Below are 23,940 nucleotides of genomic sequence, written 5' to 3'. Positions count from 1 at the left end.
TTGCCGTTCGGGCTACACACCTTGAAATACAAGGCCCGCAGCCACAATCAGCAACCCAGCCCGAAAGACGGGCCGCACCGAATGCCGCGCATTGTAGCCTCAAGCCGTAGGACTGGCACCTAACCGATTCGTCGGGCCGAACGTCGGATCAGACCGATGACCGGCAACAGGCCGACCAATACCAGGGTCAGGGCAGGCAAGGAGGCACGCGCCCACTCGCCCTCGCTGGTCATCTCAAAGATGCGTACCGCCAGCGTATCCCAGCCGAACGGGCGCATCAGCAGGGTCGCGGGCATTTCCTTGAGCACATCGACAAACACCAGCAAGGCCGCGCTCAAGGTGCCTGGCAGCAACAGCGGCAGATACACTTTGCAAAACAGTCGTGGCCCACTGACCCCAAGACTACGCGCTGCCTCCGGCAACGACGGGCGGATGCGCGCCAGGCTGTTTTCCAGCGGGCCATAGGCCACGGCCAGGAAGCGCACCAGATAGGCCATCACCAGGGCCGACAGGCTGCCCAGCAACAAAGGCTTGCCCGCACCGCCCAACCAGCTGGAAACCGGGATCACCAGCTCGCGATCCAGATAGCTGAACGCCAGCATGATCGACACCGCCAAGACCGACCCCGGCAAGGCGTAGCCCAGATTGCCCAGGCTGATCCCGGAACGGATGGCCCGGGTCGGCGCCAGGCGGTTGGCGAAGGCCAGCAGCAACGCGACGCTGACGGTGATCAACGCGGCCATGCCGCCCAGGTAGAGGGTATGCACGATCAGCCCGGCATAGCGCTCGTCAAGGTCGAAACGCCCGCGCTGCCAGAACCAGGCCAGCAGTTGGATCATCGGGATGACGAAGGCGCAGGCAAACACCAGGGCACACCAGCCCGTGGCGGCGGCTGCCTTGAAGCCATGCAGGTGATACAGCGCCTTGCCCCGCGGTCGCTCATTGCCCGGGCGGCTGGCCCCCCGGGCACGGCGCTCGCCGTAGAGCACCAGCATCACCACCAACAGCAGCAGGCTCGCCAGTTGCGCGGCGCTGGACAGGCTGAAAAAGCCATACCAGGTCTTGTAGATGGCGGTAGTAAAGGTATCGAAATTAAACACCGACACCGCGCCGAAATCCGCCAGGGTTTCCATCAACGCCAGGGCCACGCCGGCACCGATAGCCGGGCGCGCCATGGGCAGGGCCACCCGCCAGAAGGCCTGCCAGGGCGATTGGCCCAGCACCCGCGCCGCTTCCATCAAGCCCTTGCCCTGGGCCAGGAAGGCGGTACGCGCCAGCAGGTAGACATAGGGATAGAACACCAGCACCAGCACGATGATCACGCCACTGGTCGAACGCACACGCGGCAGGCGCAGGCCCATGCCGAACCATTCGCGCAGCAGGGTTTGTACCGGCCCGGAGAAGTCCAGCAGGCCAACGAAGACAAATGCCAGGACATAGGCCGGGATGGCAAACGGCAGCATCAAGGCCCAATCCAGCCAGCGTCGGCCGGGGAACTCACAGAGGCTGGTCAGCCACGCCAGGCTCACGCCCAGCACCGTGACACCCACCCCGACGCCCAACACCAGGGTCAAGGTGTTGCCCAGCAGACGCGGCATCTGGGTGGCCCACAGGTGCGACCAGATTTGCGTATCGATGCTTTGCCAGGACAGCAGCAGGACGCTCAGCGGCAGCAGCACCAGGGCGGCGACAGTGAAGACCGGCAGGTACCAGCGGCGTTGGGCGGGGTGGGCCAAAAGGAATTCTCAAGCAGTGGATGATTTGGAGGCATGCACAAAACATTGTGGGAGCTGGCTTGCCTGCGATGCAGACACCTCGGTTTATCAGTGATACCGGGGTGATGCTATCGCAGGCAAGCCAGCTCCCACATTAGATTTGTGGAGCCTTACAAATTGTACTCAGTTCCAGCCTGCGCGATCCATCAGGCGAATCGCCTCGGCCTGGCGCTTGCCCGCCACTTCCACCGGCAGGGTGTCGGCCTTGAACTTGCCCCAGGCAGCCACTTCTTCAGACGGCTGCACCGCCGGGTTGGCCGGGAACTCCTGGTTCACGTCGGCAAAGATCTTCTGCGCCTCAGGCGTGGTCATCCATTCCACCAGGGCCTTGGCGGCTTCCGGGTGCGGCGCGTACTGGGTCAGGCCGATGCCCGAGAGGTTGACGTGTACACCACGGTCACCCTGGTTCGGCCAGAACAGTTTGACGCCCAGGTCCGGCTTTTGCTTATGCAGGCGGCCATAGTAGTAAGTGTTGACGATACCGACATCGCATTGCCCGGCATTGATCGCTTCCAGCACGGCCACATCATCGGAGAACACGTCGGTGGACAGGTTGTTGACCCACCCCTTGATGATCTCCTCGGTCTTTTGCGCGCCATGGGTCTCGATCAGGGTGGCGGTCAGCGACTGGTTGTAGACCTTCTTCGCCGTACGCAGGCACAGGCGGCCTTCCCATTGTTTGTCGGCCAGGGCTTCGTAGGTGGTCAACTCACCCGGTTTGACGCGAGCGGTGGAGTAGGCAATGGTCCGCGCCCGCAGGCTCAAGCCGGTCCAGGCGTGGCTGGCAGCACGATATTGCGCAGGAATATTGGCGTCGATCACCTTGGAGGTGAACGGTTGCAGAATGCCCATCTGCTCGGCTTGCCAGAGGTTGCCGGCATCGACGGTCAGCAGCAGGTCAGCCGTGGCGTTCTGACCTTCGGCCTTGATGCGCTGCATCAGCGGCGCTTCCTTGTCGGTGATGAACTTCACCTTCACCCCGGTTTTCTGGGTGTAGGCGTCGAAGACCGGCTTGATCAACTCATCGATACGAGAGGAGTAGACCACCACCTCGTCAGCCGCCTGGGCGGTGGTGCTGGCGATCAGGGTGAGTGCCAGGGCAGTCAGGAGGCGCTTGGGTGCCAACATAGGTGCGGTCTCTCGTAGGAAAAGTGAGCGCAAATGATAAGGACTCACATTTAGCATCTCAACCGAACACTGGTCGCAGAAGTTACGAGATGTTGCATGAGCCCCCCTTTAGGGTGCGGCAGATGGCCTCAGGCCTTGGCCAGATCCGGCAAGTCCCCAGTCAAACCCAGCGCCTGTCGCACAAACAGGGCCTTGGCCTCAGGCATCTGGTCGACCATCTTCAACCCGGCATTGCGCAACCAGCGCAACGGCAACTGATCGGCCTGGAATAACCGTTCAAAGCCCTCCATCGCCGCCATCAGCGCCAGGTTGCGGGGCATGCGCCGCCGCTCGTAGCGGCTGAGCACCTTCACATCCGCCAAGCGTTCACCGCGTTCAGATGCCTGCAACAGCACCTCGGCCAACACCGCCGCGTCGAGGAAGCCCAGGTTCACGCCCTGCCCCGCCAATGGGTGGATAACGTGGGCGGCATCACCAATCAGCGCCAGGCCCTCGGCGACGTAGCGCTTGGCGTGGCGCTGGCGCAGCGGGACGCACAGGCGTGGGTCGGCACTGACCACGCGGCCCAGCCGGCCTTCAAAGGCGCGCTCCAGTTCACCGCAGAAGCTTGCGTCGTCCAGGGCCATCAGGCGTTCGGACTCGCTCGGCGTGGTCGACCAGACGATCGAGCACCAATCGTCCTGGCCATCGCGCACCAGCGGCAGGAACGCCAGCGGGCCATGGTCGGTGAAACGCTGCCAGGCCGTGCGCTGGTGTGGTTGGCTGCTGCGCACGCTGGTGACGATGGCGTGGTGCAGGTAATCCCATTCACGGGTGGCGGTGCCGGTCAGGCGGCGCACGGCCGAGTTGGCACCGTCGGCGGCGATCACCAGCCGCGCGCGCAAGGTGCGGCCATCGGCCAGGGTCAGCAGCCAGTCATCGCCGGAGCGACGCATCTGCTCCAGGCGCGCATTGGCCAGCAGGCCCAGGTCGCAATCGTGCAGGCGGTCGAGCAGGGCGTCCTGGACCACACGGTTTTCGACAATATGCCCCAGCACCTCGGCATGCACGCTGGCCGCCGAAAAGTGGATCTGCCCGGTGCCGCTGCCATCCCACACCTGCATCTCGCCGTAGGGGCTGGCGCGGCGGCTGGCAATGCCGTCCCACACGCCCAGGCGTTCGAGAATGCGCTGGCTGGCGGCCGACAAGGCGCTCACCCGCGGTTCAAAGGGTGCATCGGCGTCGAACGGCTTGACGCTCATTGGGCTGCCATCGAGCAGCAGCACCTGCAGGCCACTGCCCTGCAACGCCAGCGCCAGGGCGCTTCCGACCATTCCGGCCCCGACAATCAGCACATCTGCGCGCATGTCCATGCTTTATGCCTGTTTCGCTGGCGGCGTGTGCCGCAGGTAAAGGACTCGCGCCACCTGGGTGGCGCAACTGTCATGAAGGTGTTCGTAGGGCAACCACTTACGCATCGGGGCGCGTGCCCAGGCCCATGGCCTGTCGGGCGAACCAGCGTTTGGCCGGCGGCAGCAGGTCCAGGCCCAGCAGGCCGAGGTTGCGGCCCATGGCGACTAGCGGTTGGCCACTGCCGAACAGGCGGGTGACCTGGTCGGAGAAGCCCACGGTCAATTGCTGGTCCAGGCGCTGGCGTTCGCGGTAGGCCTGCAAGGTCGCCAGGTCGCCCGGCACCGCCGGCCCGGCCAGCAAGGCCTCGGCCAAGGCATAGGCATCGCGCAGCGACAGGTTGAAACCCTGGCCGGCAATCGGGTGCAGGCTGTGGGCGGCGTTGCCGAGGATCACCAGGTGCGAGCGCACCTGCTCCTCGGCCTCCACCAGAGTCAGCGGATACAAGTGACGGGCACCGACCTGCTTGAGGGTGCCCAGGCGATAGCCGAACACGCCCTGCAACTCGCTGAGGAAACTGCGTTCATCCAACTGCGCCAAGCGCTGGGCGTCCATGCCGACGCGGGTCCACACCAACGCGCAACGGTTGTCGGCCAGGGGCAGCAAGGCCATCGGGCCATCGTCGGTGAAACGCTCGAAGGCCTCGCCGTTATGGGCTTCGCTGGGGGTGATGTTGGCGATCAGGGCACTCTGGTTGTAGGGGCGCTGCTTGACGCCAATGCCCAACTGCTCGCGCAGGCCGGAGCGGCCACCATCGGCCAGTACCGCCAGGTCGCACTCGATGACGGTTTCGTCGTTGAGGGTCAAGCGGTAGCCATCGGCCAGCGGTTCCAGGCGGCTGACTTCGGCCGGGCAACGCCAACTGATCACGTCCTTATCCAAGCCTTGCCACAGGCACTGCCCGAGCCAGGCGTTTTCCACCACATAGCCCAGGGCCGGCACACCCTCTTCGAGCGCCGACAAGCGTGCCGTGGAGAAGCGGCCACGGTCGGAAACATGGATCTGCTTGATCGGCTCGGCGCGCCGGGAAATGTCTTGCCACACACCCAGGCGCTGATAGATCTGCCGCGCGCCAAAGGACAGCGCCGAGGAACGGGCGTCGTAGCTCGGCTGGTAGCTGTCGCCGGGGGCGAAGGGTTCGATCAGCACGATCTTCCAGCCCCGGGCCTTGGCCCCGGCCTGCAACGCCAATGCCAGGCTGGCGCCCACCAGGCCGCCACCGATAATCGCCAGGTTGACCCGGCTCATCGGGCGGCCGCCATCAGCGCTTCGATCTCGGCCACACCCTTGGGCACGCCACCGGTCAGAATTTCACAGCCTTGCTTGGTCACCACCACGTCATCCTCGATGCGCACGCCTATGCCACGCCATTTCTTTGCCACGTTCTGGTTGTCCGGGGCAATGTAGATACCCGGTTCCACGGTCAGGGCCATGCCCACTTCCAGCACCCGCCATTCGCCGCCGACCTTGTACTCGCCTACATCATGCACATCCATGCCCAGCCAGTGCCCGGCGCGGTGCATATAGAACGCCTTGTAGGCTTCGCTGGCGATCAACTCGTCCACCTCACCCTGCAACAAGCCCAGCTTCACCAGCCCGGCGGTGATCACTTGCACGGTTGCCTCATGGGCCTGGTTCCAGTGCTTGTTCGGCGCGATCTGCGCAAAAGCGGCTTCCTGGGAGGCCAGCACAATTTCGTAGATCGCCTTCTGCTCGGCGGAGAACTTGCCATTGACCGGCCAGGTCCGGGTGATATCGCTGGCATAGCAGTCGATCTCACAACCGGCGTCGATCAATACCAGGTCGCCGTCCTTGAGCAGCGCGTCATTCTGCTGGTAGTGCAGGATGCAACTGTTGCGCCCCGAAGCGACGATGGAGCCATAGGCCGGCATCTTCGCCCCGCCCCGGCGGAACTCGTAGTCCAGCTCGGCTTCCAGGCTGAACTCATGCAGCCCGGCGCGGCAGGCCTGCATCGCCCGGATATGGGCCGCGCAGGAAATCCGCGCGGCTTCGCGCATGACTTTCACTTCTGCGGCGGATTTATACAGGCGCATGTCGTGCAGCAGATGATCCAGGGCAACGAATTCGTTCGGCGGCTGCGCGCCGAGGTGCGCCTTGGAGCGGATCACATTGATCCACTCCATCAGGTGCCGGTCGAACTCGGCATTGCTGCCCATGGCCGAATACACCCGGTCGCGGCCTTCGATCAGGCCGGGCAGGATGTCGTCGATATCGGTAATCGGGAACGCATCGTCGGCGCCGTATTCGCGAATCGCGCCTTCGGTGCCAGCGCGCAGGCCGTCCCACAATTCGCGCTCGGCATTGCGTTCGCGGCAGAACAGCACGTATTCGCCGTGAATGCGCCCAGGCATCAACACAATCACCGCTTGCGGCTCGGGGAAACCGCTCAGGTACTGGAAGTCGCTGTCCTGGCGGTAGACGTGTTCGACATCACGGTTGCGGATCGCCACAGCGGCGGCCGGCAGGATCGCGATGCTGTTGGGTTCCATCTGCGCCATGAGCGCCTTGCGGCGGCGGGTGTATTCCGCTTTGGGGATATGGATCATGGGCAGGTGGGTTCCCTCTCTTAGTGCAGCGACGGCTTGATGGCGGCGGGTTCAGCCGATTTTTTGGTCTCGGTGAACAGCAGCAGCGGCGCGACGCGCAGGTATTCCATGACTTCCATGTAGTCGCCTTCGCCGTCTTCGGATTCTTCCAGGGCATCTTGCACCTGGGAGATGGCTGCCAGGTCCTGCAACACTTCCTGGGCGTCGGTGCTCAGTTCCAGGCCGCCGGAATTCACGCCAAAGCCGGTGAGGAAACCCTTGCACCATTCGCCCAGGGCGGCAGCGCGCTCGGCCAGTGGCGCATCATCGCTCGGCAGCAATAGGACTACCGCAATGTCATCGCCGGTCAACTCGCCCTTGACCATTTCTTGCAGGCCGATCAAGGCGTTACGAACATTATCTACTGGCTCCGTTTCGAGCACTTCTGCGGCGTCGGCCAACCAGTTGTCGGCGTCAAAACCGACGCCGGTGCAACTGCGGCCCAGCAGCACGCCATGCAGTTCGGCAGGCGAGCAAGAATGACCGCTGGCGCTCAGCAGTTTGGAAAAAGCATCGTACGGGGAGTTCTGAATAGGCATGATGAGCTAGGCGCCAGGCGGCGCGATGTCTAGAATGAAGCGCTGTATCCTAGCACCGGCAGACGCACCCGACTATCAAGGGCGTCAGATCGTTTATCCTGCAGTTGCCATTCATCAGACAAATCCAGTGGAACCCCATGGAAGACACCGACTTGCAAGCGCTGATGGCCAGACTCGAATTGCTAATTACCCGGGTCGAGCAACTAAAGAGTCAAAACGGACTCCTATTAGCTCAGGAAAAGACCTGGCGCGAGGAACGCGCTCACCTCATTGAAAAAAACGAAATCGCCCGGCGTAAGGTCGAATCGATGATTTCGCGCCTGAAGGCCCTGGAGCAAGACTCATGAGTTCAAGCAATAGCGTCACCGTGCAGATCCTCGACAAAGAGTATTCAATCATCTGCCCCCAGGAAGAGCGCAGCAACCTGGTGAGCGCCGCCCGCTACCTGGATGGCAAGATGCGTGAAATCCGCAGCAGCGGCAAAGTCATCGGCGCCGACCGTATCGCCGTGATGGCCGCGCTGAACATTACCCACGATTTGCTGCACAGGCAGGAACGCCCTGACGTCCAGGCCAGCGGCTCGACACGCGAGCAAGTACGCGACCTGCTGGAACGTGTCGACCTGGCCCTTTCCAACGATCAAGAGCAACCCAAAGGCTGATTGCCGGACCTGTTTGGGGTATACTCGCCTCACTCCCTGGCGTGCTTGCCAGTCGGCGATGTCCCTGAGCCGATTCGCACTACCCTGGAAGTTGCACGTTGGGCTGGTGTGCATGTCCGCTAGACGGAAAGCCTTAAAGCCTACTGCTTCTTCCACCTTGAACTTTCGGGTTCAAGGGCTAAGTCGACAGCGGTTCTGTCGGGGAGCCTGAATTCCCAAACTCAATGCCAGTCCCCGGACTGGCATTGTTTTATGAGCCGAACACCATGACCGAACCTGCGCCGCTTTCCCGTCCGCACCTTCGACGCATGTTGCGCAAGGCCCGCCGCGCCCTCACGCCAGGCGAGCAACGCCAGGCAGCGCTTGGCCTGTATCGGCAACTGGCACAGCACCCGCTGTTTTGCCGGGCCAAACATATTTCCCTGTACCTGCCGACGGATGGCGAAATCGATCCGCGCTTGCTGCTGCGCGCGGCCCAGCGTCGGGGCAAGGCCACCTACCTGCCGGTGCTCAGTGCCTGGCCACGGACCAAGATGGTGTTCCAACGCGTGCGCCCCGGGGAAAAGCTTGTGCCCAATCGCTTCGGCATTCTTGAGCCACGGGTCAATGTCGGCCGCCAGCGCAAGGTCTGGGCCCTGGACCTGGTGCTGCTGCCGTTGGTGGGGTTCGATGAGGCGGGTGGGCGGCTGGGCATGGGCGGCGGTTTTTACGATCGTAGCCTGGCGTACCTGGCGCGCCGCTCGGCGTGGCGCAAGCCGACGCTACTGGGGCTGGCCCATGAGTGCCAGAAGGTCGAACGCCTGGCGCAGGCAAGCTGGGACGTGCCGCTGAATGGCGCCGTGACCGACAGGAAGTGGTATGTCGCAGAGGGGACGCCGCTGCAATCAACGGCGCCGAAATAACATCAACGCTTGAAGGTTTGTGGCTGCTGCTGTGCAAATTCAACAGGCGCTTCGGTCTTGTTCGACCAGAGGCTCTGCGCATACCCGGTGGTCACGACGCCCAGACCGAACAAAATAACCAAAATCCATAGTAAATCCGGTTTGCGTTTCATCGATTGCCCCCCTTCAGGCCTATCACACACGATGACAGCAACGTTCCAAAGTAGCCCGTTCCAGCTGCGTCAAGCTTAAAATCCCGGCATTCTGCGTTAACGTGAACCAACACGCAAACCTTGACGTCAACCGACCGTCGGTTTGTCATGAAGTTGCCGCACAACCTATCCAATCCCCTGCAAAGGAGCAAAAACCATGGCCTATTGGCTGATGAAATCCGAGCCTGATGAGTTGTCCATCCAGGGCCTGGAAAAACTCGGCGAAGCACGCTGGGATGGCGTGCGCAATTACCAGGCGCGCAACTTCCTGCGGGCCATGGCCGTGGGTGACGCGTTTTTCTTCTACCACTCCAGTTGCCCGGAACCGGGGATTGCCGGCGTAGGAAAAATCATCGAAGCGGCGTATCCAGACCCGACGGCGCTGGAGCCCGGCAACCATCACTTCGATGCCAAGGCCACAGCAGAAAAAAATCCGTGGAGCGCCATCACCGTGGCCCACGTCGAGACCTTCCCCAAAGTCCTCGGGCTGGGCTACCTCAAGCAACAAACCGCCCTGGCCGAATTGCCGCTGGTACAAAAAGGCAGTCGCTTGTCGGTGATGCCGGTGACGGCCGAGCAATGGGCGGCGGTCATGGCCCTGCGTTAACGCCTAAAGGGATTCATTTGACCGGTATCAACGGCTATCGGTTACGATCCCGGCAAACTAGGACGCTAACACCGCAGGATGCACCCATGTCGACGCCCCATCGCAGTTCGCACTTTTTCGCCTTTCTTCTGATTCTGTTGCTGGTGGCCGCCGGCGGCTTCGGCTACTGGAAGTCCACCCTCGACCGCCTGCCGGAAGGTTTGCACATGGGCAACGGCCGGCTGGAATCCACCGAAGTGCAGATCGCCACCAAGATCCCCGGGCGCCTGGCCGAGGTACGGGTCGATGAAGGCGACAAAGTGCTCAAGGGCCAACTGCTGGCACGTATCGACACCCGCACCCTGGAAGCCCAGCGCTCCCAGGCCGAAGCCGAAGTGCTGCGGGCCAAGGAAAACTTCGCCGCCGCCGAAGCCAATGTGCAGCTGCGCCAGAGCGAAAACCTGCTGGCCAGCCAGGAACTCAAGCGTACCCAAGAGCTGTACCGCCGCGGCTTCGCCAGCGCGCAGTTGATCGACCAGCAACAGGCACGCCAGAACACCGGCAATGCAGCGGTGGTAGCCGCCCAGGCCCAGGTCAATGCGGTCAAGGCTGCCATCGGTGCGGCCCAGGCCCAGGTGGCGCAACTGACCAGCGAAATCGAGGACAGCAGCCTGCGCGCGCCCATCGACGGCATCATCCAGCTGCGCCTGGCCGAACCTGGCGAAGTGCTCGGGGCCGGCGGGCGAGTGTTGCTGCTGATCGATCCGAATGACCAGTACATGAACCTCTACCTGCCCGCCTCCGTCACCGGCCGCCTGACCGTGGGCAGTGAAGCGCGGATCGTACTCGACGCCCTGCCGGACCAGCCGTTGCCGGCGAAAATCAGCTTTGTTGCGGCCAAGTCGCAGTTCACCCCCAAAGAAGTGGAAACCCGCGACGAACGCCAGAAACTGGTGTTCCGCGTCAAACTGCGCCTGACTCAACCCAGCGCCGTGCCCCAGGCCAAGCCCGGCATGCCCGGCGCCGGCTACGTGCGCACTGCCGACCTGGACTGGCCGGCCAACCTGCAATGAACGGGCTGGCGCTGCACGCCACGGGCATCAACCACCGCTACGGCAAGCAACAGGCACTGCTCGACATTGCCTTCAGCCTGCCGGCCGGCACCCGCTGCGGCCTGATCGGCCCGGATGGCGCGGGCAAGTCGAGCCTGCTGGGCCTGATCGCCGGGGTTAAAAAGCTGCAGGCCGGCGACCTGCAGGTGCTGGGCGGCTCCATCGAAGACCGCCGCCACCGCAACAGCCTGTACCCGTTGATCGCCTTTATGCCCCAGGGCCTGGGCGGCAACCTGTACCCCGAGCTGTCCATCCGCGAAAACATCCGGTTTTTTGCCACCCTGTTTGGCCTGTCCAAAGCCGATTGCGAGCAGCGCATGCACAACCTGCTGCTGGCCACCGACCTGGCACGTTTCGCCGACCGCCCAGCCGGCAAGCTGTCGGGCGGGATGAAGCAGAAACTGGGGCTGTGCTGCGCGCTGATCCATGACCCGGACTTGCTGATCCTTGATGAGCCCACGACCGGCGTCGACCCATTGTCACGCCGACGTTTCTGGGAGTTGGTAGAAACCGTACGCAGCGAGCGCCCGCAACTGACGCTGCTGGTGGCCACGGCCTACATGGAAGAAGCCGAGCAGTTCGAGCACTGCCTGATGCTCGACCGCGGCAAGCTGATTGCCGATGGCCTGAGCCATGAACTGGCGGCGGTCACGCCCAGCGGCAAGCTGGATGAAGCCTTTACCCATTTCCAGGGCGACAGCGCGCACAACAACCAGCCGCTGGTGATCCCTCCTCGGGCACACGACACCACCGATATCGCCATCGAAGCCCACGACCTGACCCTGCGCTTTGGCGACTTCACCGCCGTCAACAAGGTCAGCTTCGCCATCGGCCGTGGTGAGATCTTTGGCTTTCTCGGCTCCAACGGCTGCGGCAAGACCACCACCATGAAAGTCCTCACCGGGCTGATGCCGGCCAGTGAAGGCAGCGCCACACTGCTGGGCAACCCGGTGAATGCCAAGGACCTGGCGACCCGCAAGCGCGTGGGCTTCATGTCCCAGAGCTTCTCGCTGTACGGCGAACTCAGCGTGCGCCAGAACCTGGTGCTGCACGCACAGTTGTTCGACCTGCCCAAGGCCGACAGTGGGCCGCGCATTGAGGAACTGATCCAACGCTTTGACCTGGGCGAAATCGCCGAACAGCCCTCCGGCGAACTGCCCCTGGGTTTGCGCCAGCGCCTGTCCCTGGCTGTGGCGGTGCTGCATCGCCCGGAAGTGCTGATCCTCGACGAACCCACGTCCGGCGTGGACCCCGCCGCGCGCGACGATTTCTGGCGTTTGCTGGTGGAGCTGTCCCGCGAGCAAGGGGTGACGATTTTCCTCTCCACCCACTTTATGAACGAAGCCCAGCGCTGCGACCGCATCTCGTTGATGCACGCCGGCAAGGTGCTGGCCTGCGACACCCCGGACGCTCTGCAACAGCAATTCCACGGCGAGACCCTGGAAGCCGCGTTCGTCACCTGCCTGGAGCAAGCCCAGGAGGCCCCGGAAGCCGCCGCGCCCAGTGCAACCGTCAGCACACCGAGCACGCCGCCGGTCAGCAAACGCGGCTTCAGCCTGGTCCGCCTGCTGGCGGTGGCCAGTCGCGAAGGCAAAGAGCTGCTGCGCGACAAAGTGCGCATGGCCTTTGCTCTGCTCGGGGCGATTTTCATGATGGTGATCTTCGGCTACGGCATTTCCCTGGACGTAGAGAAGCTCGCCTTCGCCGTGTACGACCAGGACCAGACGCCGCAAAGCCGCGCTTACCTAGAGGCCTTCCGCAGTTCGCGCTACTTCGCCGAACAGCCACCGATCAGCGATTCGGCCGAGTTGCACCGGCGCCTGCAACGTTCGGAAATCAAACTGGCCCTGGAAATCCCCCCGGGCTTTGGCCGCGACCTGTACGCCGGGCGCCAACCGGCGGTGGCCGCCTGGCTCGATGGCGGCATGCCGTTTCGCGCCGAGACCAGCCGCAACTATGTCGAGGCTGTGCATCAGGCCAATCTGCAGCAGTTGGCCGAACTCAGCAGCACACCACAGACCCGCCCCGCCGCCGCCAAACTGGAAACGCGCTTTCGCTATAACCAGGACGTGGTCAGCGTCAATGCCATCGGCCCGGGCGTGATGGCGCTGATCCTGGCGTTTATCCCGGCCATGCTCACCGCCCTGGGCATCGTGCGCGAGAAGGAACTGGGCTCGATCACCAACTTTTATGCCACGCCGCTGACCCGCCTGGAGTTCCTCCTGGGCAAACAGGCACCGTACCTGGTCATCAGCCTGATCAACCTGGCCTTGCTGGTGGCGATGAACCGCTGGCTGTTCGGCGTGCCGTTCAAGGGCAGTGGCGTGACCCTGGCGTTTGGCGGCCTGCTGTATGTACTGGCCACCACTAGCATGGGCCTGCTGATTTCCGCGTTCACCCGCACCCAGATCGCGGCGATCCTCGGCACCATGATCATCACCAGCCTGCCGACCATCCAGTTCTCCGGGTTGATCGTGCCACGCTCATCCCTGGAAGGCGCGGCCGCGCTGATGGGTATGCTGTTTCCCGCCGGTTACTTCCTGGATGTCGCCGTCGGCACCTTCACCAAAGCCCTGGACCTGCGCCAACTGTGGCCACAGTGCCTGGCGCTGTTCGGGTTTTTCCTGGGGTTCACCGGGCTGAGCCTGGTCATGCTCAAGAAGCAGGAGGCCTGATGCATAAGTTCGCCCATATCCTGCGCCTGGGGCTCAAAGAACTCACCAGCCTGCGTCACGACAGCGTGTTGCTGCTGTTTCTGTTCTACGCCTTCACCGTCGCCATCTATATGCCAGCGGCCGGCTCGGTGATTGGTGTGCATAACGCCAGCGTGGCCTTTGTCGATGAAGACCATGGCCAATTGTCACGCCAGTTGGCCGAAGCCCTGCAACCCCCGGAATTCCAGCCCGCCGTGCCACTGGCCTACGACCAGTTGGACAAGGTGATGGACAGCGGCCAGTACACCTTCGTGATCAACGTGCCGGCCAATTTCCAGGCCGACCTGCTGGCCGGCCGCCAGCCGAGCGTGCAGGTCAATGTGGATGCCACGGCCATGAGCCAGGCGTTTATGGGCGCCGGCTATATCGGGCGGATTTTCCAGCGCGAACTGCTGACCTACAGCGGCCAGGCGGATGCCAGCCAACGCGCGCCGGCGGCGCTCACCACCCGCGCGTTGTTCAACACCAACCTGGAAGGTGGCTGGTTCCTGGCGGTGATCCAGATCGTCAATAACATCACCATCCTCGCCATCGTCCTGACCGGCACCGCCCTGCTGCGCGAGCGTGAGCACGGCACCCTCGACCATCTGCTGGTGCTGCCACTGACCGCCCTGGAAATCATGCTGGCAAAAATCTGGAGCAACATGCTGGTGGTGGTGCTGTGTACCTGGCTGTCACTGGAAGTGGTGGTCAAGGGCCTGCTCGGCGTGCCGCTGGCCGGCTCGTTGAGCCTGTTCCTGCTGGTGACGGCGCTGTACCTGTTTGCCAGCACCGCCCTGGGCATCTTCCTCGCCACCCTCGCCCGCTCGACGCCGCAGTTTGGCTTGTTGGCGATCCCGGTGATTATTCCGATGTTGCTGTTGTCAGGCGGCAGTACGCCGCTGGACAGCATGCCCGAATGGTTGCAATGGGTGATGCAGGGCTCGCCGTCGACGCATTTTGTGAGCTTGAGTGCGGCGATTCTGTTTCGCGATGCCGGGGTGAGTGTGGTGTGGCCGGATTTACTGGCGCTGGGGGGGATTGGGTTGGTGTTTTTTGCGGTGGCGTTGGCCAGATTCAGGAAAAGCCTGGCATCTTGAGGCGCCCGCAAGGCCGTCATCGCAAGCCAGCTCCCACACTTTGATTTGTGAACACCGTCAAAATGTGGGAGCTAGCTTGCCTGCGATGGGCGCTAAGCGCCCGCTTTACTGGATGATCAGATTATTGAACAACAAGTCCTCAACCACCGGCTTCCCCGTCTCATCATTCATCACTTGCTGAGTCTGCTTCAACGCTTCCTGACGCAACTTCTCTTTGCCTTCGACACTGCCCATGCTTTCGACAGTCTGCTGGGTAAACAGCGCCACCAGTTGATTACGGATCAACGGCTCATTGGCCTTGATCGCCGCCGCCGCTTCCGTGCCGGTCACGCGCAGGGCCACATCGGCCTTGTACACCCGCAGTTTCGGGCCGCCATCCAGGGCGTAGTTGCCGACAAAGGGCGGGGTCAGGCTGTAGTAGCTGACCTTCGGCGCTTCGCCTTCCTTGGCTTCTTCGGCATGGGCTGCCATCGGCAACGTCAGGGCCAGCATCAACAGGATCCACGCTTTCACAGTTCATTCCTCACATTCGGTTGCCAGTAGCATAACGCTAGCAAGGCAGAGCACAAGCTTATGGCGACTTATCAGGCCGGGGCATGCTCGTTGACCCGTGACCTGACCCACCTACACTTATCGGCCAATACGCCAAAAGGAATAGTCCGATGAAAGCCGTGCTGTGCAAAGCCTTCGGCCCTGCCGAAACCCTGGTGTTGGAAGACGTCGAAAGCCCGGCGATCAAGAAGAACGAGATCCTGCTGGAGGTGCATGCCGCCGGGGTGAATTTCCCGGACACGCTGATCATCGAGGGCAAGTACCAGTTCAAACCGCCCTTCCCGTTCTCGCCGGGTGGCGAAGCGGCAGGGGTGGTCAGCGACGTAGGGGAAAAGGTCAGCCACCTGAAGGTCGGCGACCGGGTCATGGCGTTGACCGGTTGGGGCAGCTTTGCCGAGCAGGTCGCGGTGCCGGGCTATAACGTATTGCCGATCCCGCCGAGCATGGACTTCAACACCGCCGCCGCCTTCAGCATGACCTACGGCACCTCGATGCACGCCCTCAAGCAGCGTGGCCAGCTGGCGGCCGGCGAGACCCTGCTGGTACTGGGCGCGTCCGGTGGCGTGGGCCTGGCCGCTGTGGAAATTGGCAAGGCCATGGGCGCCCGGGTGATCGCCGCCGCCAGCAGCGCCGACAAGCTGGCCGTGGCCAAGGCGGCGGGTGCCGATGAATTGATCAACTACAGCGAAAGCAACCTCAAGGATGAAATCAAGCGCCTGACCGACGGCAACGGTGCCGACGTGATCTACGACCCGGTGGGCGGCGATCTGTTTGACCAGGCCATTCGCGCCATTGCCTGGAACGGCCGGCTGCTGGTGGTGGGGTTTGCCAGCGGGCGCATCCCTGAATTGCCGGTGAACCTGGCGCTGCTCAAGGGCGCGGCGGTGGTCGGGGTGTTCTGGGGTGCGTTTGCCCAGCGCCAGCCGCAGGAGAATGCGGCGAATTTCCAGCAGCTGTTTGGTTGGTATGCCGAGGGGAAGTTGAAGCCGCTGGTGTCGCAGGTGTATCCGCTGGACAACGCGGCGCAGGCGATCAATGACCTGGGGCAACGCAGGGCGGTAGGCAAGGTGGTCGTGCAGGTCCGCCAGTGATTTGAAATGCAGTCAATGTGGGAGCTGGCTTGCCTGCGATAGCGGTGGGTCAGCTACATCTTTCGTGACTGATCCACCGCTATCGCAGGCAAGCCAGCTCCTACATTTGATCTGCGGTGTTCTGAGGAATCTGATCACGACCCAAATTTATCTATTAGCGACATGTTCGTAAAAGAACATGTAATTACTCCAGTTTCCTGTGTTTGCAGATAAGAGGCGATGCTATTTTCGGTAACGAAACTGTAACATTCGCATCCGCAGTCAAAACAAGAAATTTGGAGCTCTTGAATGTTTGCTTTCTTTCGTCCTGCCCCTCATCAGGCACCCCTGCCTGAAGAAAAGATCGACAGTACCTACCGACGACTGCGCTGGCAGATCTTCGCCGGTATTTTCTTTGGCTACGCGGGTTACTACCTGCTGCGCAAAAACTTCTCCCTGGCCATGCCGTACTTGATCGACGAGGGTTACACCCGTGGTCAGCTGGGCCTGGCCATGTCGGCGATCGCGATTGCCTACGGCCTGTCCAAGTTCCTCATGGGCCTGGTGTCCGACCGCTCCAACCCGCGCTACTTCCTGCCCTTTGGCTTGCTGGTATCGGCCGGGGTGATGTTCATTTTCGGTTTCGCGCCTTGGGCAACGTCCAGCGTGACCATGATGTTCATTCTGCTGTTCATCAACGGCTGGGCCCAGGGCATGGGCTGGCCGCCGAGTGGACGGACCATGGTGCACTGGTGGTCGCAGAAAGAACGCGGTGGCGTGGTATCGGTATGGAACGTGGCGCATAACGTCGGCGGCGGCCTGATCGGCCCGCTGTTCCTGTTGGGCATGGCCTGGTTCAACGACTGGCACGCAGCGTTCTATGTCCCGGCAACGGTGGCCTTGGCAGTGGCGGCCTTTGCCTTTATCACCATGCGTGACACCCCGCAGTCGGTAGGCTTGCCGCCGATCGAGAAGTACAAGAACGACTACCCGGAAGGCTACGACGACAGCCACGAAGACGAATTCAGCGCCAAGGAAATCTTCGTCAAGTACGTGCTGCGCAACAAGATGCTGTGGTACATCGCCTTCGCCAACGTGTTCGTCTACCTGCTGCGTTATGGCGTGCTGGACTGGGCACCGACCTACCTCAAGGAAGCCAAGCACTTCACCGTCGATAAATCGTCGTGGGCGTACTTCTTCTACGAGTGGGCGGGGATCCCCGGCACGCTGCTGTGCGGCTGGATGTCGGACAAGATCTTCCGTGGCAACCGTGGCCTGACCGGCATTGTGTTCATGGCCTTGGTGACCGTGGCGACCCTGGTGTACTGGCTCAACCCGCCGGGCAACCCGATGGTCGACATGATCGCGCTGTTCTCCATTGGCTTTTTGATCTACGGCCCGGTGATGCTGATCGGCCTGCAGGCCCTGGAACTGGCGCCGAAGAAAGCCGCAGGTACGGCGGCAGGCTTTACCGGTCTGTTCGGTTACCTGGGCGGTTCGGTAGCCGCCAGTGCGGCCATGGGCTACACCGTGGACCACTTCGGCTGGGACGGCGGCTTTGTGCTGCTGATCGGCGCGTGCCTGTTGGCCATCGCGTTCCTGATCCCCACCCTGTGGCACACCAATAGCGTCAGCTCGGCGCGTTAATCGCCGCGACGCCTTTGGCACATCGCTTGAGCCGCGCCTCCAGATTCTTGTCTGGCATGGCGTGGCTACGCAGGGCGTTGACAGTCTGCTCGACATAATCGCGAGTGGTGCCGTAACGCCCGCAAGCACAGGCAAAGACCTGGTTCAGCACACTGTCGGGCAAGTTGCCGGCATAGCTGGGCAGGTGCCGCTCCAGCACAAAACCCAATGCCTGCACCTGGCTGCCGTCTTCAAGCCGGCAACTGAGCCAGTGTGGCCGGTAGGACGGGTAAGGCATCTCGCGCTGCCACAAGGCATAGAGCGAGGCCTCCAGTTGATCCTCCGGCAGGCGATAGGCAAAACCGCTGCACGAGCCGCCACGATCCAGGCCAAACACCAGCCCCGGTAACTCCGGCGTGCCCCGGTGTTCGTGGGACCACAGGTACAGGCCCCGGTGATACCCATGGACCCGTGCGCGCACGCGCTGGGCTGCCGAACATTCCGGGCGCCAGATCAGCGAACCATACGCAAACAGCCAGACCGGCCCACCCTTGTGCAGCCCCATGGTGGCCTGCATCGAGCTCATTAATTGTTCGTGAGTGAGTTGCGGCCCCAGATCGAGCCGCGGCGGGTAAGCCCATTGCAGAAGTTCGGATTCAATAACGGTCATGGCAGATCGCTTAGGTCTCCTGTGCCTTACCAGTTATAGGCGACTTTACCGTAATAGAACGCGCCGCTGTAACCGCAAGGCGAAAAAGTGCTAGTGGATGAGCCCGGAAAACGCCGCAATTTTCAGCGTCCGTTCAGCCTTTATCGGCGGCCTGCCCGCAAAATAGACCCGCGTCACGACCCACTTTGTCGCGCATCTACCGACTATCGAGGTCGCCCCATGAAAAACCGACTTTCCGGCCTGCTGCTCCTGGCGCAGGCCACCACCGCCCTGGCCGCCGAAGCGCCGGCCAACGACGACAAAGGCTTCTGGTACGCCCAGACCAGCGTCTACACCCGGCACTTTGCACCGGATCCCGAGCACAACAACCATCAAGACCTGATCGGCCTGGAGCGCAATGACGCTTCGGGGTGGGTGTATGGCGGTGCGACCTTTCGCAACTCGTTTCGCCAGCGCTCGTATTACGCCTATGCGGGTAAGCGCTATGACATGGCCGACTATCCGGTGTATCTGAAGCTGACCGGCGGCGCGATCCAGGGCTATCGCGGCCAATACCGCGACAAGATCCCGCTGAACCGCTACGGCGTAGCGCCAGTGATCATTCCGTCGGTGGGTGCCTACTACGGACCGGTGGCGGCGGAGTTTGTGTTGCTGGGGTTCAATGCGGCGATGGTGACCACGGGCGTGCGCTTCTGACGCCGCACACCTGAGTAGACACAATCCAATGTGGGAGCTTGCCCGCTCCCACAGTTTGAGCGGCGTCTCAGGCGCGGGGGGCGTAGGCAAATACGTCAGCGCGCATCTGGTGCGCATCCATCCCGGCATGTACCAGCGCATCCAGCGTGCCATAGATCATCGCCGGCGAGCCGCTGGCGTAGACATGCACGGCCTTGAGGTCGGTGATGTCTTCGCACACCGCTTCATGCAATAAGCCACAACGCCCTTCCCACCCGCACAGGTCGCTGACCACTTTGTGCAGGAACAGGTTGGGCAATTGCTGCCACTGCTCCCAGTGCTCGACCTGGTAGAAATCCTCGGGACGGCGCACGCCCCAGTACAGATGCACCGGGTACTTGAAACCGCTGGCCCGGCAGTGTTCGATCAGGCTGTGCATCTGCGCCATACCGGTGCCAGCCGCGATCAGCACCAGCGGACCGTCGGGTAGCTCGGCCAGGTGGGTATCGCCAAATGGCAGTTCGACCCGCGCCATCTGGTTACGCTGCAACTGCTCGATCAGGCTGCGGGCGCTGTCTTCACGCACCAGCACATGCAGCTCCAGCTCGCGCCCGGCATGGGGTGCCGACGCCAGGGAAAACGCCGACTTCTCGCCGTTCTCGCGCTCGATCATCAGGTACTGGCCCGCGTGGTAACGCAGCGCTTTGCCAGCCGGGGCCCGCAGGCGCACGCGCCACACATCGCCCCCCAGCTCCACGCATTCGCTCAACTGGCAGGCAAGCTGGCGCACCGGCAACTCGCCCGGCGCCAGCACGCCATCCCACAGCACGATGCAATCTTCCAGCGGTTCGGCGATGCAGGTGTAGAACTCGCCATGATCGCGTACCTCACCGGCTTGCTGCACCCGGCCCTCGACCAGCAGCGCCGCACACACGTGACACACTCCATTACGACACGCCTGGGGGCATTCATAGCCCAGGCGCCGCGCACCTTCAAGAATCCGCTCGCCCGGCTGCAAGTCGAGGACCGCACCGGAAGGTTGCAGGGTTACACGCATCAATCTATTCCCAATTCTTTCCACATCGCATCGACACGCGCCGTCACCGCTTCATCCTTGACGATCACCCGGCCCCACTCGCGGGAGGTTTCACCCGGCCATTTATGGGTGGCATCCAGGCCCATCTTCGAGCCCAGGCCCGACACCGGCGAGGCAAAGTCGAGGTAGTCGATGGGCGTGTTATCGATCATCACCGTGTCGCGCTTGGGGTCCATGCGCGTGGTGATAGCCCAGATCACGTCGTTCCAGTCCCGGGCGTTGATGTCGTCGTCGGTGACAATAACGAACTTGGTGTACATGAACTGTCGCAAAAACGACCACACACCGAGCATCACGCGCTTGGCATGGCCCGGGTACGACTTCTTCATGGTCACGATGGCCATGCGGTACGAGCAGCCTTCCGGCGGCAGGTAGAAGTCGGTGATTTCCGGGAACTGCTTCTGCAGGATCGGCACGAATACTTCGTTCAGCGCCACGCCGAGGATCGCCGGCTCATCAGGCGGGCGGCCGGTGTAGGTGCTGTGGTAGATCGGCTTGATCCGGTGGGTGATGCGCTCGACGGTGAACACCGGGAAGCTGTCGACTTCATTGTAGTAGCCGGTGTGGTCGCCATACGGGCCTTCATCGGCCATCTCACCCGGATGAATCACGCCTTCGAGGATGATTTCGGCGGTGGCCGGCACTTGCAGGTCGTTGCCACGGCACTTCACCAGCTCGGTACGGTTGCCGCGCAGCAGGCCGGCAAAGGCGTATTCGGACAAGCTGTCGGGCACCGGCGTCACGGCGCCGAGGATCGTCGCCGGGTCGGCGCCCAGGGCCACGGAGACCGGGAACGGCTGGCCCGGGTGCTTCTCGCACCACTCGCGGTAATCCAGGGCGCCGCCACGGTGGCTCAGCCAGCGCATGATCACCTTGTTGCGGCCAATCACTTGCTGACGGTAGATGCCGAGGTTCTGGCGGTCCTTGTTCGGGCCCTTGGTGACGGTCAGGCCCCAGGTGATCAGCGGGCCGACGTCGCCGGGCCAGCAGGTCTGCACCGGGAGCATCGCCAGGTCGACATCATCGCCTTCGATGACCACTTCCTGGCAGACCGCGTCCTTGACCACCTTGGGCGCCATGGCAATGATCTTGCGGAAGATCGGCAGCTTCGACCACGCATCCTTGAGGCCCTTGGGCGGCTCGGGCTCCTTGAGGAAGGCCAGTAGCTTGCCGATCTCGCGCAGTTCGCTGACCGACTCGGCGCCCATGCCGAACGCTACCCGGTCGGGTGTGCCGAACAGGTTGCCGAGCACCGGGATATCAAAGCCTGTGGGGTTCTCGAACAGCAGCGCCGGGCCCTTGTTGCGCAAGGTGCGGTCGCAAATCTCAGTCATTTCCAGGACCGGGGACACCGGCACCTGAATACGTTTCAACTCTCCGCGCTGCTCAAGTTGCTGCACGAAATCCCGAAGATCCTTGAATTTCATTAACCATGCCACCCGTAAAATAGGCGTACATCCTACCTGCTCTGAGGGCCGCTGGCAGCCTTATCGAGGCGCAATTACCCGCCAGGTGTCGTTAAAAATCCCGGGCAAAAAAATGGCGCCCCTAGGGGCGCCATTCTTTCGGACCTGAAACGTCGTATTACTTACGTTTCATCGACAGGAAGAACTCGTCGTTGGTCTTGGTGGTTTTCAGCTTGTCGATCAGGAACTCGATGGCAGCGACTTCGTCCATCGGATGCAGCAGCTTGCGCAGGATCCACATGCGCTGCAGCTCGTCGTCGGCCGTCAGCAACTCTTCGCGGCGAGTACCGGAGCGGTTGATGTTGATGGCCGGGAACACACGCTTTTCAGCGATGCGACGGTCCAAAGGCAGCTCCATGTTGCCGGTACCCTTGAACTCTTCGTAGATCACTTCGTCCATCTTCGAGCCGGTTTCAACCAGCGCGGTGGCGATAATGGTCAGCGAGCCGCCTTCTTCGATGTTACGCGCAGCGCCGAAGAAGCGTTTCGGCTTCTCCAGGGCGTGGGCATCGACACCACCGGTCAACACCTTGCCGGAGCTCGGGATCACGGTGTTGTAGGCACGGGCCAGACGGGTGATGGAGTCGAGCAGGATCACCACGTCCTTCTTGTGCTCGACCAGGCGCTTGGCCTTCTCGATCACCATTTCGGCAACCTGCACGTGGCGGGTTGGCGGCTCATCGAACGTCGAGGCAACCACTTCGCCGCGCACGGTGCGCTGCATTTCGGTCACTTCTTCCGGGCGTTCATCGATCAGCAACACGATCAGGTGAACTTCAGGGTTGTTACGCGCGATGTTCGCTGCAATGTTCTGCAGCATGATGGTCTTACCGGCTTTCGGCGGTGCGACGATCAGGCCACGCTGGCCCTTGCCGATCGGGGCGCACAGGTCGATCACACGACCGGTCAGGTCTTCGGTGGAACCGTTGCCGGCTTCCATCTTCATGCGCACGGTCGGGAACAGCGGCGTCAGGTTCTCGAAGAGAATCTTGTTCTTCGCGTTCTCCGGGCGATCGAAGTTGATCGTGTCGACCTTGAGCAGGGCGAAGTAACGCTCGCCTTCCTTCGGAGGGCGGATCTTGCCAACGATGGTGTCACCGGTGCGCAAGTTGAAGCGACGGATCTGGCTCGGCGAGACGTAGATATCGTCTGGGCCGGCGAGATAGGAGGCGTCTGCAGAGCGGAGGAAGCCGAAGCCGTCCTGGAGAATCTCCAGCACGCCATCACCGGAGATTTCCTCGCCGCTTTTCGCGTGCTTTTTCAGCAGGGAGAAAATCACGTCCTGCTTGCGCGAACGGGCCATATTTTCTATGCCCATTTCTTCGGCCAGTTGGAGCAGGTCGGTAATCGGCTTTTGCTTGAGTTCAGTCAGATTCATATAGGAATGACGTAATCATTTATAGAGGGGGGGAATTAAGCTTTTGGCTTAATGAGGCCGCGCCGCAGAGAAGGCGACAGGATCGCGTACTAATCGAAAGGAGTGCGTCGGCGACGGCTTGCAGGGGGCAGTGGAGAAACCAGTGCGGGGCCGAATGTACCACCTGGATTTCAGAGCGTCTAGCCCTGCTTCACGAAAAAGCCCCGCAAATTGCGGGGCTTTTTTACGACGCTTAGATATTGGCGTCGAGGAATGCCGCCAGTTGCGACTTCGACAGTGCGCCGACCTTGGTGGCTTCGACGTTGCCGTTCTTGAACAGCATCAGGGTCGGGATACCACGCACGCCGTGCTTGGCCGGGGTTTCCTGGTTCTCGTCGATATTCAGCTTGGCAATGGTCAGCTTGCCTTCGTAGGTGGTAGCGATGTCGTCCAGGACCGGAGCGATCATTTTGCAAGGACCGCACCACTCAGCCCAGTAGTCAACCAGCACCGGGCCTTCAGCCTTAAGTACTTCGGCCTCAAAGGTCGCGTCGGTGACGTGCTTGATAAGATCGTTGCTCATGGATGTCTCCGGGTTGTAAGCAAAAAAAACGTTGCCCATCATAGCCGCCCTTCCTTCATTCAGGAAGCCGCCGCTGATTGACTCTTGCTATGGGATGCGCTCATTTTGGGTATGGCCCATTGCCGAAGCCGACGGTAAAGACCTCGACGCCACCACGCTGACC

Annotated in this window: 23 protein-coding genes and 1 other RNA gene; 11 read left to right on the top strand and 13 right to left on the bottom strand. The window is 62.1% G+C overall.

The genetic code is table 11. The annotated features are described in order from the left end of the window. Nucleotides 1-119: 119 nt before the first annotated feature. From AC07W7_RS08030 to AC07W7_RS08005, 6 genes are all read right to left on the bottom strand, one after another. Nucleotides 120-1,736, bottom strand: a complete 1,617-nt coding sequence (locus AC07W7_RS08030) for an ABC transporter permease (RefSeq protein WP_197881397.1) — start codon at nucleotides 1,734-1,736, stop codon at nucleotides 120-122. Between the two features lie 162 nt (nucleotides 1,737-1,898). Then, entirely contained in the window at nucleotides 1,899-2,903 is a 1,005-nt protein-coding gene (locus tag AC07W7_RS08025; RefSeq protein ID WP_076963633.1) for an extracellular solute-binding protein, read from the bottom strand. A 128-nt stretch (nucleotides 2,904-3,031) separates the two neighbouring features. Then, nucleotides 3,032-4,249, bottom strand: coding sequence for a 2-octaprenyl-3-methyl-6-methoxy-1,4-benzoquinol hydroxylase (locus AC07W7_RS08020; protein ID WP_495039094.1), 1,218 nt, complete (start codon nucleotides 4,247-4,249; stop codon nucleotides 3,032-3,034). A 103-nt stretch (nucleotides 4,250-4,352) separates the two neighbouring features. After that, nucleotides 4,353-5,540, bottom strand: coding sequence for a 2-octaprenyl-6-methoxyphenyl hydroxylase (ubiH, locus tag AC07W7_RS08015; protein ID WP_169866182.1), 1,188 nt, complete (start codon nucleotides 5,538-5,540; stop codon nucleotides 4,353-4,355). Beyond that, entirely contained in the window at nucleotides 5,537-6,859 is a 1,323-nt protein-coding gene (gene pepP, locus AC07W7_RS08010) for a Xaa-Pro aminopeptidase (protein WP_495039055.1), read from the bottom strand. The genes ubiH and pepP overlap by 4 nt, the downstream gene beginning before the upstream one ends. Nucleotides 6,860-6,879: 20 nt before the next feature. Next, nucleotides 6,880-7,437, bottom strand: coding sequence for a YecA/YgfB family protein (locus AC07W7_RS08005; protein WP_076963629.1), 558 nt, complete (start codon nucleotides 7,435-7,437; stop codon nucleotides 6,880-6,882). 137 nt (nucleotides 7,438-7,574) lie between these two features. On the opposite strand from AC07W7_RS08005, the gene AC07W7_RS08000 reads away from it, so the two are divergent. The 4 genes from AC07W7_RS08000 (at nucleotide 7,575) to AC07W7_RS07985 (ending at nucleotide 9,000) form a co-directional block, all read left to right on the top strand. Beyond that, entirely contained in the window at nucleotides 7,575-7,784 is a 210-nt protein-coding gene (locus tag AC07W7_RS08000) for a TIGR02449 family protein (protein ID WP_007982902.1), read from the top strand. Further along, nucleotides 7,781-8,098 carry a cell division protein ZapA gene (locus AC07W7_RS07995; RefSeq protein ID WP_076963628.1) on the top strand — a complete coding sequence of 106 codons (318 nt, stop codon included), beginning with the start codon at nucleotides 7,781-7,783 and terminating at the stop codon, nucleotides 8,096-8,098. The genes AC07W7_RS08000 and AC07W7_RS07995 overlap by 4 nt, the downstream gene beginning before the upstream one ends. Before the next feature lie 30 nt (nucleotides 8,099-8,128). Beyond that, nucleotides 8,129-8,307: non-coding RNA, 6S RNA (gene ssrS / locus AC07W7_RS07990), on the top strand. A gap of 57 nt (nucleotides 8,308-8,364) precedes the next feature. Further along, complete coding sequence (locus tag AC07W7_RS07985) at nucleotides 8,365-9,000, top strand: 5-formyltetrahydrofolate cyclo-ligase (RefSeq protein WP_495039054.1); 636 nt, start codon at nucleotides 8,365-8,367, stop codon at nucleotides 8,998-9,000. A 2-nt stretch (nucleotides 9,001-9,002) separates the two neighbouring features. Here the strand turns inward: AC07W7_RS07985 and AC07W7_RS07980 are convergent, their stop codons facing one another. Further along, nucleotides 9,003-9,152, bottom strand: a complete 150-nt coding sequence (locus AC07W7_RS07980; RefSeq protein WP_143110453.1) for a hypothetical protein — start codon at nucleotides 9,150-9,152, stop codon at nucleotides 9,003-9,005. A gap of 196 nt (nucleotides 9,153-9,348) precedes the next feature. Here AC07W7_RS07980 and AC07W7_RS07975 point away from each other — a divergent pair, with 196 nt between their 5' ends. From AC07W7_RS07975 to AC07W7_RS07960, 4 genes are all read left to right on the top strand, one after another. Next, nucleotides 9,349-9,798 (top strand): EVE domain-containing protein, encoded by a 450-nt coding sequence (locus AC07W7_RS07975; protein ID WP_099168567.1) that lies wholly within the window; start codon nucleotides 9,349-9,351, stop codon nucleotides 9,796-9,798. Nucleotides 9,799-9,884: 86 nt separating this feature from the next. Further along, nucleotides 9,885-10,850, top strand: coding sequence for an HlyD family secretion protein (locus AC07W7_RS07970; RefSeq protein ID WP_169900882.1), 966 nt, complete (start codon nucleotides 9,885-9,887; stop codon nucleotides 10,848-10,850). Further along, nucleotides 10,847-13,564, top strand: coding sequence for a ribosome-associated ATPase/putative transporter RbbA (gene rbbA / locus AC07W7_RS07965; protein ID WP_495039053.1), 2,718 nt, complete (start codon nucleotides 10,847-10,849; stop codon nucleotides 13,562-13,564). Before AC07W7_RS07970 ends, rbbA begins: the two co-directional genes overlap by 4 nt. Then, a complete protein-coding gene (locus AC07W7_RS07960) occupies nucleotides 13,564-14,682 on the top strand; it encodes an ABC transporter permease (protein ID WP_495039052.1) in 1,119 nt (372 codons plus the stop codon). The genes rbbA and AC07W7_RS07960 overlap by 1 nt, the downstream gene beginning before the upstream one ends. A gap of 105 nt (nucleotides 14,683-14,787) precedes the next feature. Here the strand turns inward: AC07W7_RS07960 and AC07W7_RS07955 are convergent, their stop codons facing one another. Continuing rightward, the gene (locus AC07W7_RS07955; protein WP_099168563.1) at nucleotides 14,788-15,195 is read right to left on the bottom strand and encodes a flagellar basal body-associated protein FliL; all 408 of its coding nucleotides are present in this window, start codon (nucleotides 15,193-15,195) and stop codon (nucleotides 14,788-14,790) included. 149 nt (nucleotides 15,196-15,344) lie between these two features. Here AC07W7_RS07955 and AC07W7_RS07950 point away from each other — a divergent pair, with 149 nt between their 5' ends. Further along, nucleotides 15,345-16,325, top strand: a complete 981-nt coding sequence (locus AC07W7_RS07950) for an NADPH:quinone oxidoreductase family protein (RefSeq protein WP_236309390.1) — start codon at nucleotides 15,345-15,347, stop codon at nucleotides 16,323-16,325. Between the two features lie 288 nt (nucleotides 16,326-16,613). After that, nucleotides 16,614-17,951, top strand: coding sequence for a glycerol-3-phosphate transporter (glpT, locus tag AC07W7_RS07945; RefSeq protein ID WP_029289546.1), 1,338 nt, complete (start codon nucleotides 16,614-16,616; stop codon nucleotides 17,949-17,951). Here the strand turns inward: glpT and AC07W7_RS07940 are convergent. Then, entirely contained in the window at nucleotides 17,935-18,600 is a 666-nt protein-coding gene (locus tag AC07W7_RS07940) for a gamma-glutamylcyclotransferase (RefSeq protein WP_099168560.1), read from the bottom strand. The two genes, glpT and AC07W7_RS07940, sit on opposite strands and share 17 nt — an antisense overlap. Nucleotides 18,601-18,819: 219 nt before the next feature. Between AC07W7_RS07940 and AC07W7_RS07935 the strand changes: the two genes are divergently transcribed. Then, nucleotides 18,820-19,296 (top strand): sn-glycerol-3-phosphate transporter, encoded by a 477-nt coding sequence (locus tag AC07W7_RS07935; protein ID WP_099168559.1) that lies wholly within the window; start codon nucleotides 18,820-18,822, stop codon nucleotides 19,294-19,296. 67 nt (nucleotides 19,297-19,363) lie between these two features. Here the strand turns inward: AC07W7_RS07935 and AC07W7_RS07930 are convergent, their stop codons facing one another. The 4 genes from AC07W7_RS07930 to trxA all read right to left on the bottom strand — a co-directional run bounded on the left by AC07W7_RS07930 (nucleotide 19,364) and on the right by trxA (nucleotide 23,777). Next, nucleotides 19,364-20,332, bottom strand: a complete 969-nt coding sequence (locus AC07W7_RS07930) for a CDP-6-deoxy-delta-3,4-glucoseen reductase (protein ID WP_495039051.1) — start codon at nucleotides 20,330-20,332, stop codon at nucleotides 19,364-19,366. Then, nucleotides 20,332-21,798 carry a 4-hydroxy-3-polyprenylbenzoate decarboxylase gene (gene ubiD, locus AC07W7_RS07925; protein WP_495039050.1) on the bottom strand — a complete coding sequence of 489 codons (1,467 nt, stop codon included), beginning with the start codon at nucleotides 21,796-21,798 and terminating at the stop codon, nucleotides 20,332-20,334. The genes AC07W7_RS07930 and ubiD overlap by 1 nt, the downstream gene beginning before the upstream one ends. Nucleotides 21,799-21,955: 157 nt before the next feature. Then, on the bottom strand, nucleotides 21,956-23,215 hold the full coding sequence (gene rho / locus AC07W7_RS07920) for a transcription termination factor Rho (RefSeq protein ID WP_003176825.1): 1,260 nt from the start codon (nucleotides 23,213-23,215) through the stop codon (nucleotides 21,956-21,958). A gap of 232 nt (nucleotides 23,216-23,447) precedes the next feature. Next, nucleotides 23,448-23,777: a thioredoxin TrxA gene (gene trxA, locus AC07W7_RS07915; RefSeq protein ID WP_076964277.1), complete on the bottom strand. Its 330-nt coding sequence runs from the start codon at nucleotides 23,775-23,777 to the stop codon at nucleotides 23,448-23,450. Between the last annotated feature and the right edge of the window lie 163 nt (nucleotides 23,778-23,940).

This window comes from Pseudomonas sp. GW821-FHT01D09, assembly GCF_059422465.1.
The sequence above is the reverse complement of the archived record's forward strand: the minus strand, read 5'-3'. Positions and strand labels throughout refer to the sequence as shown.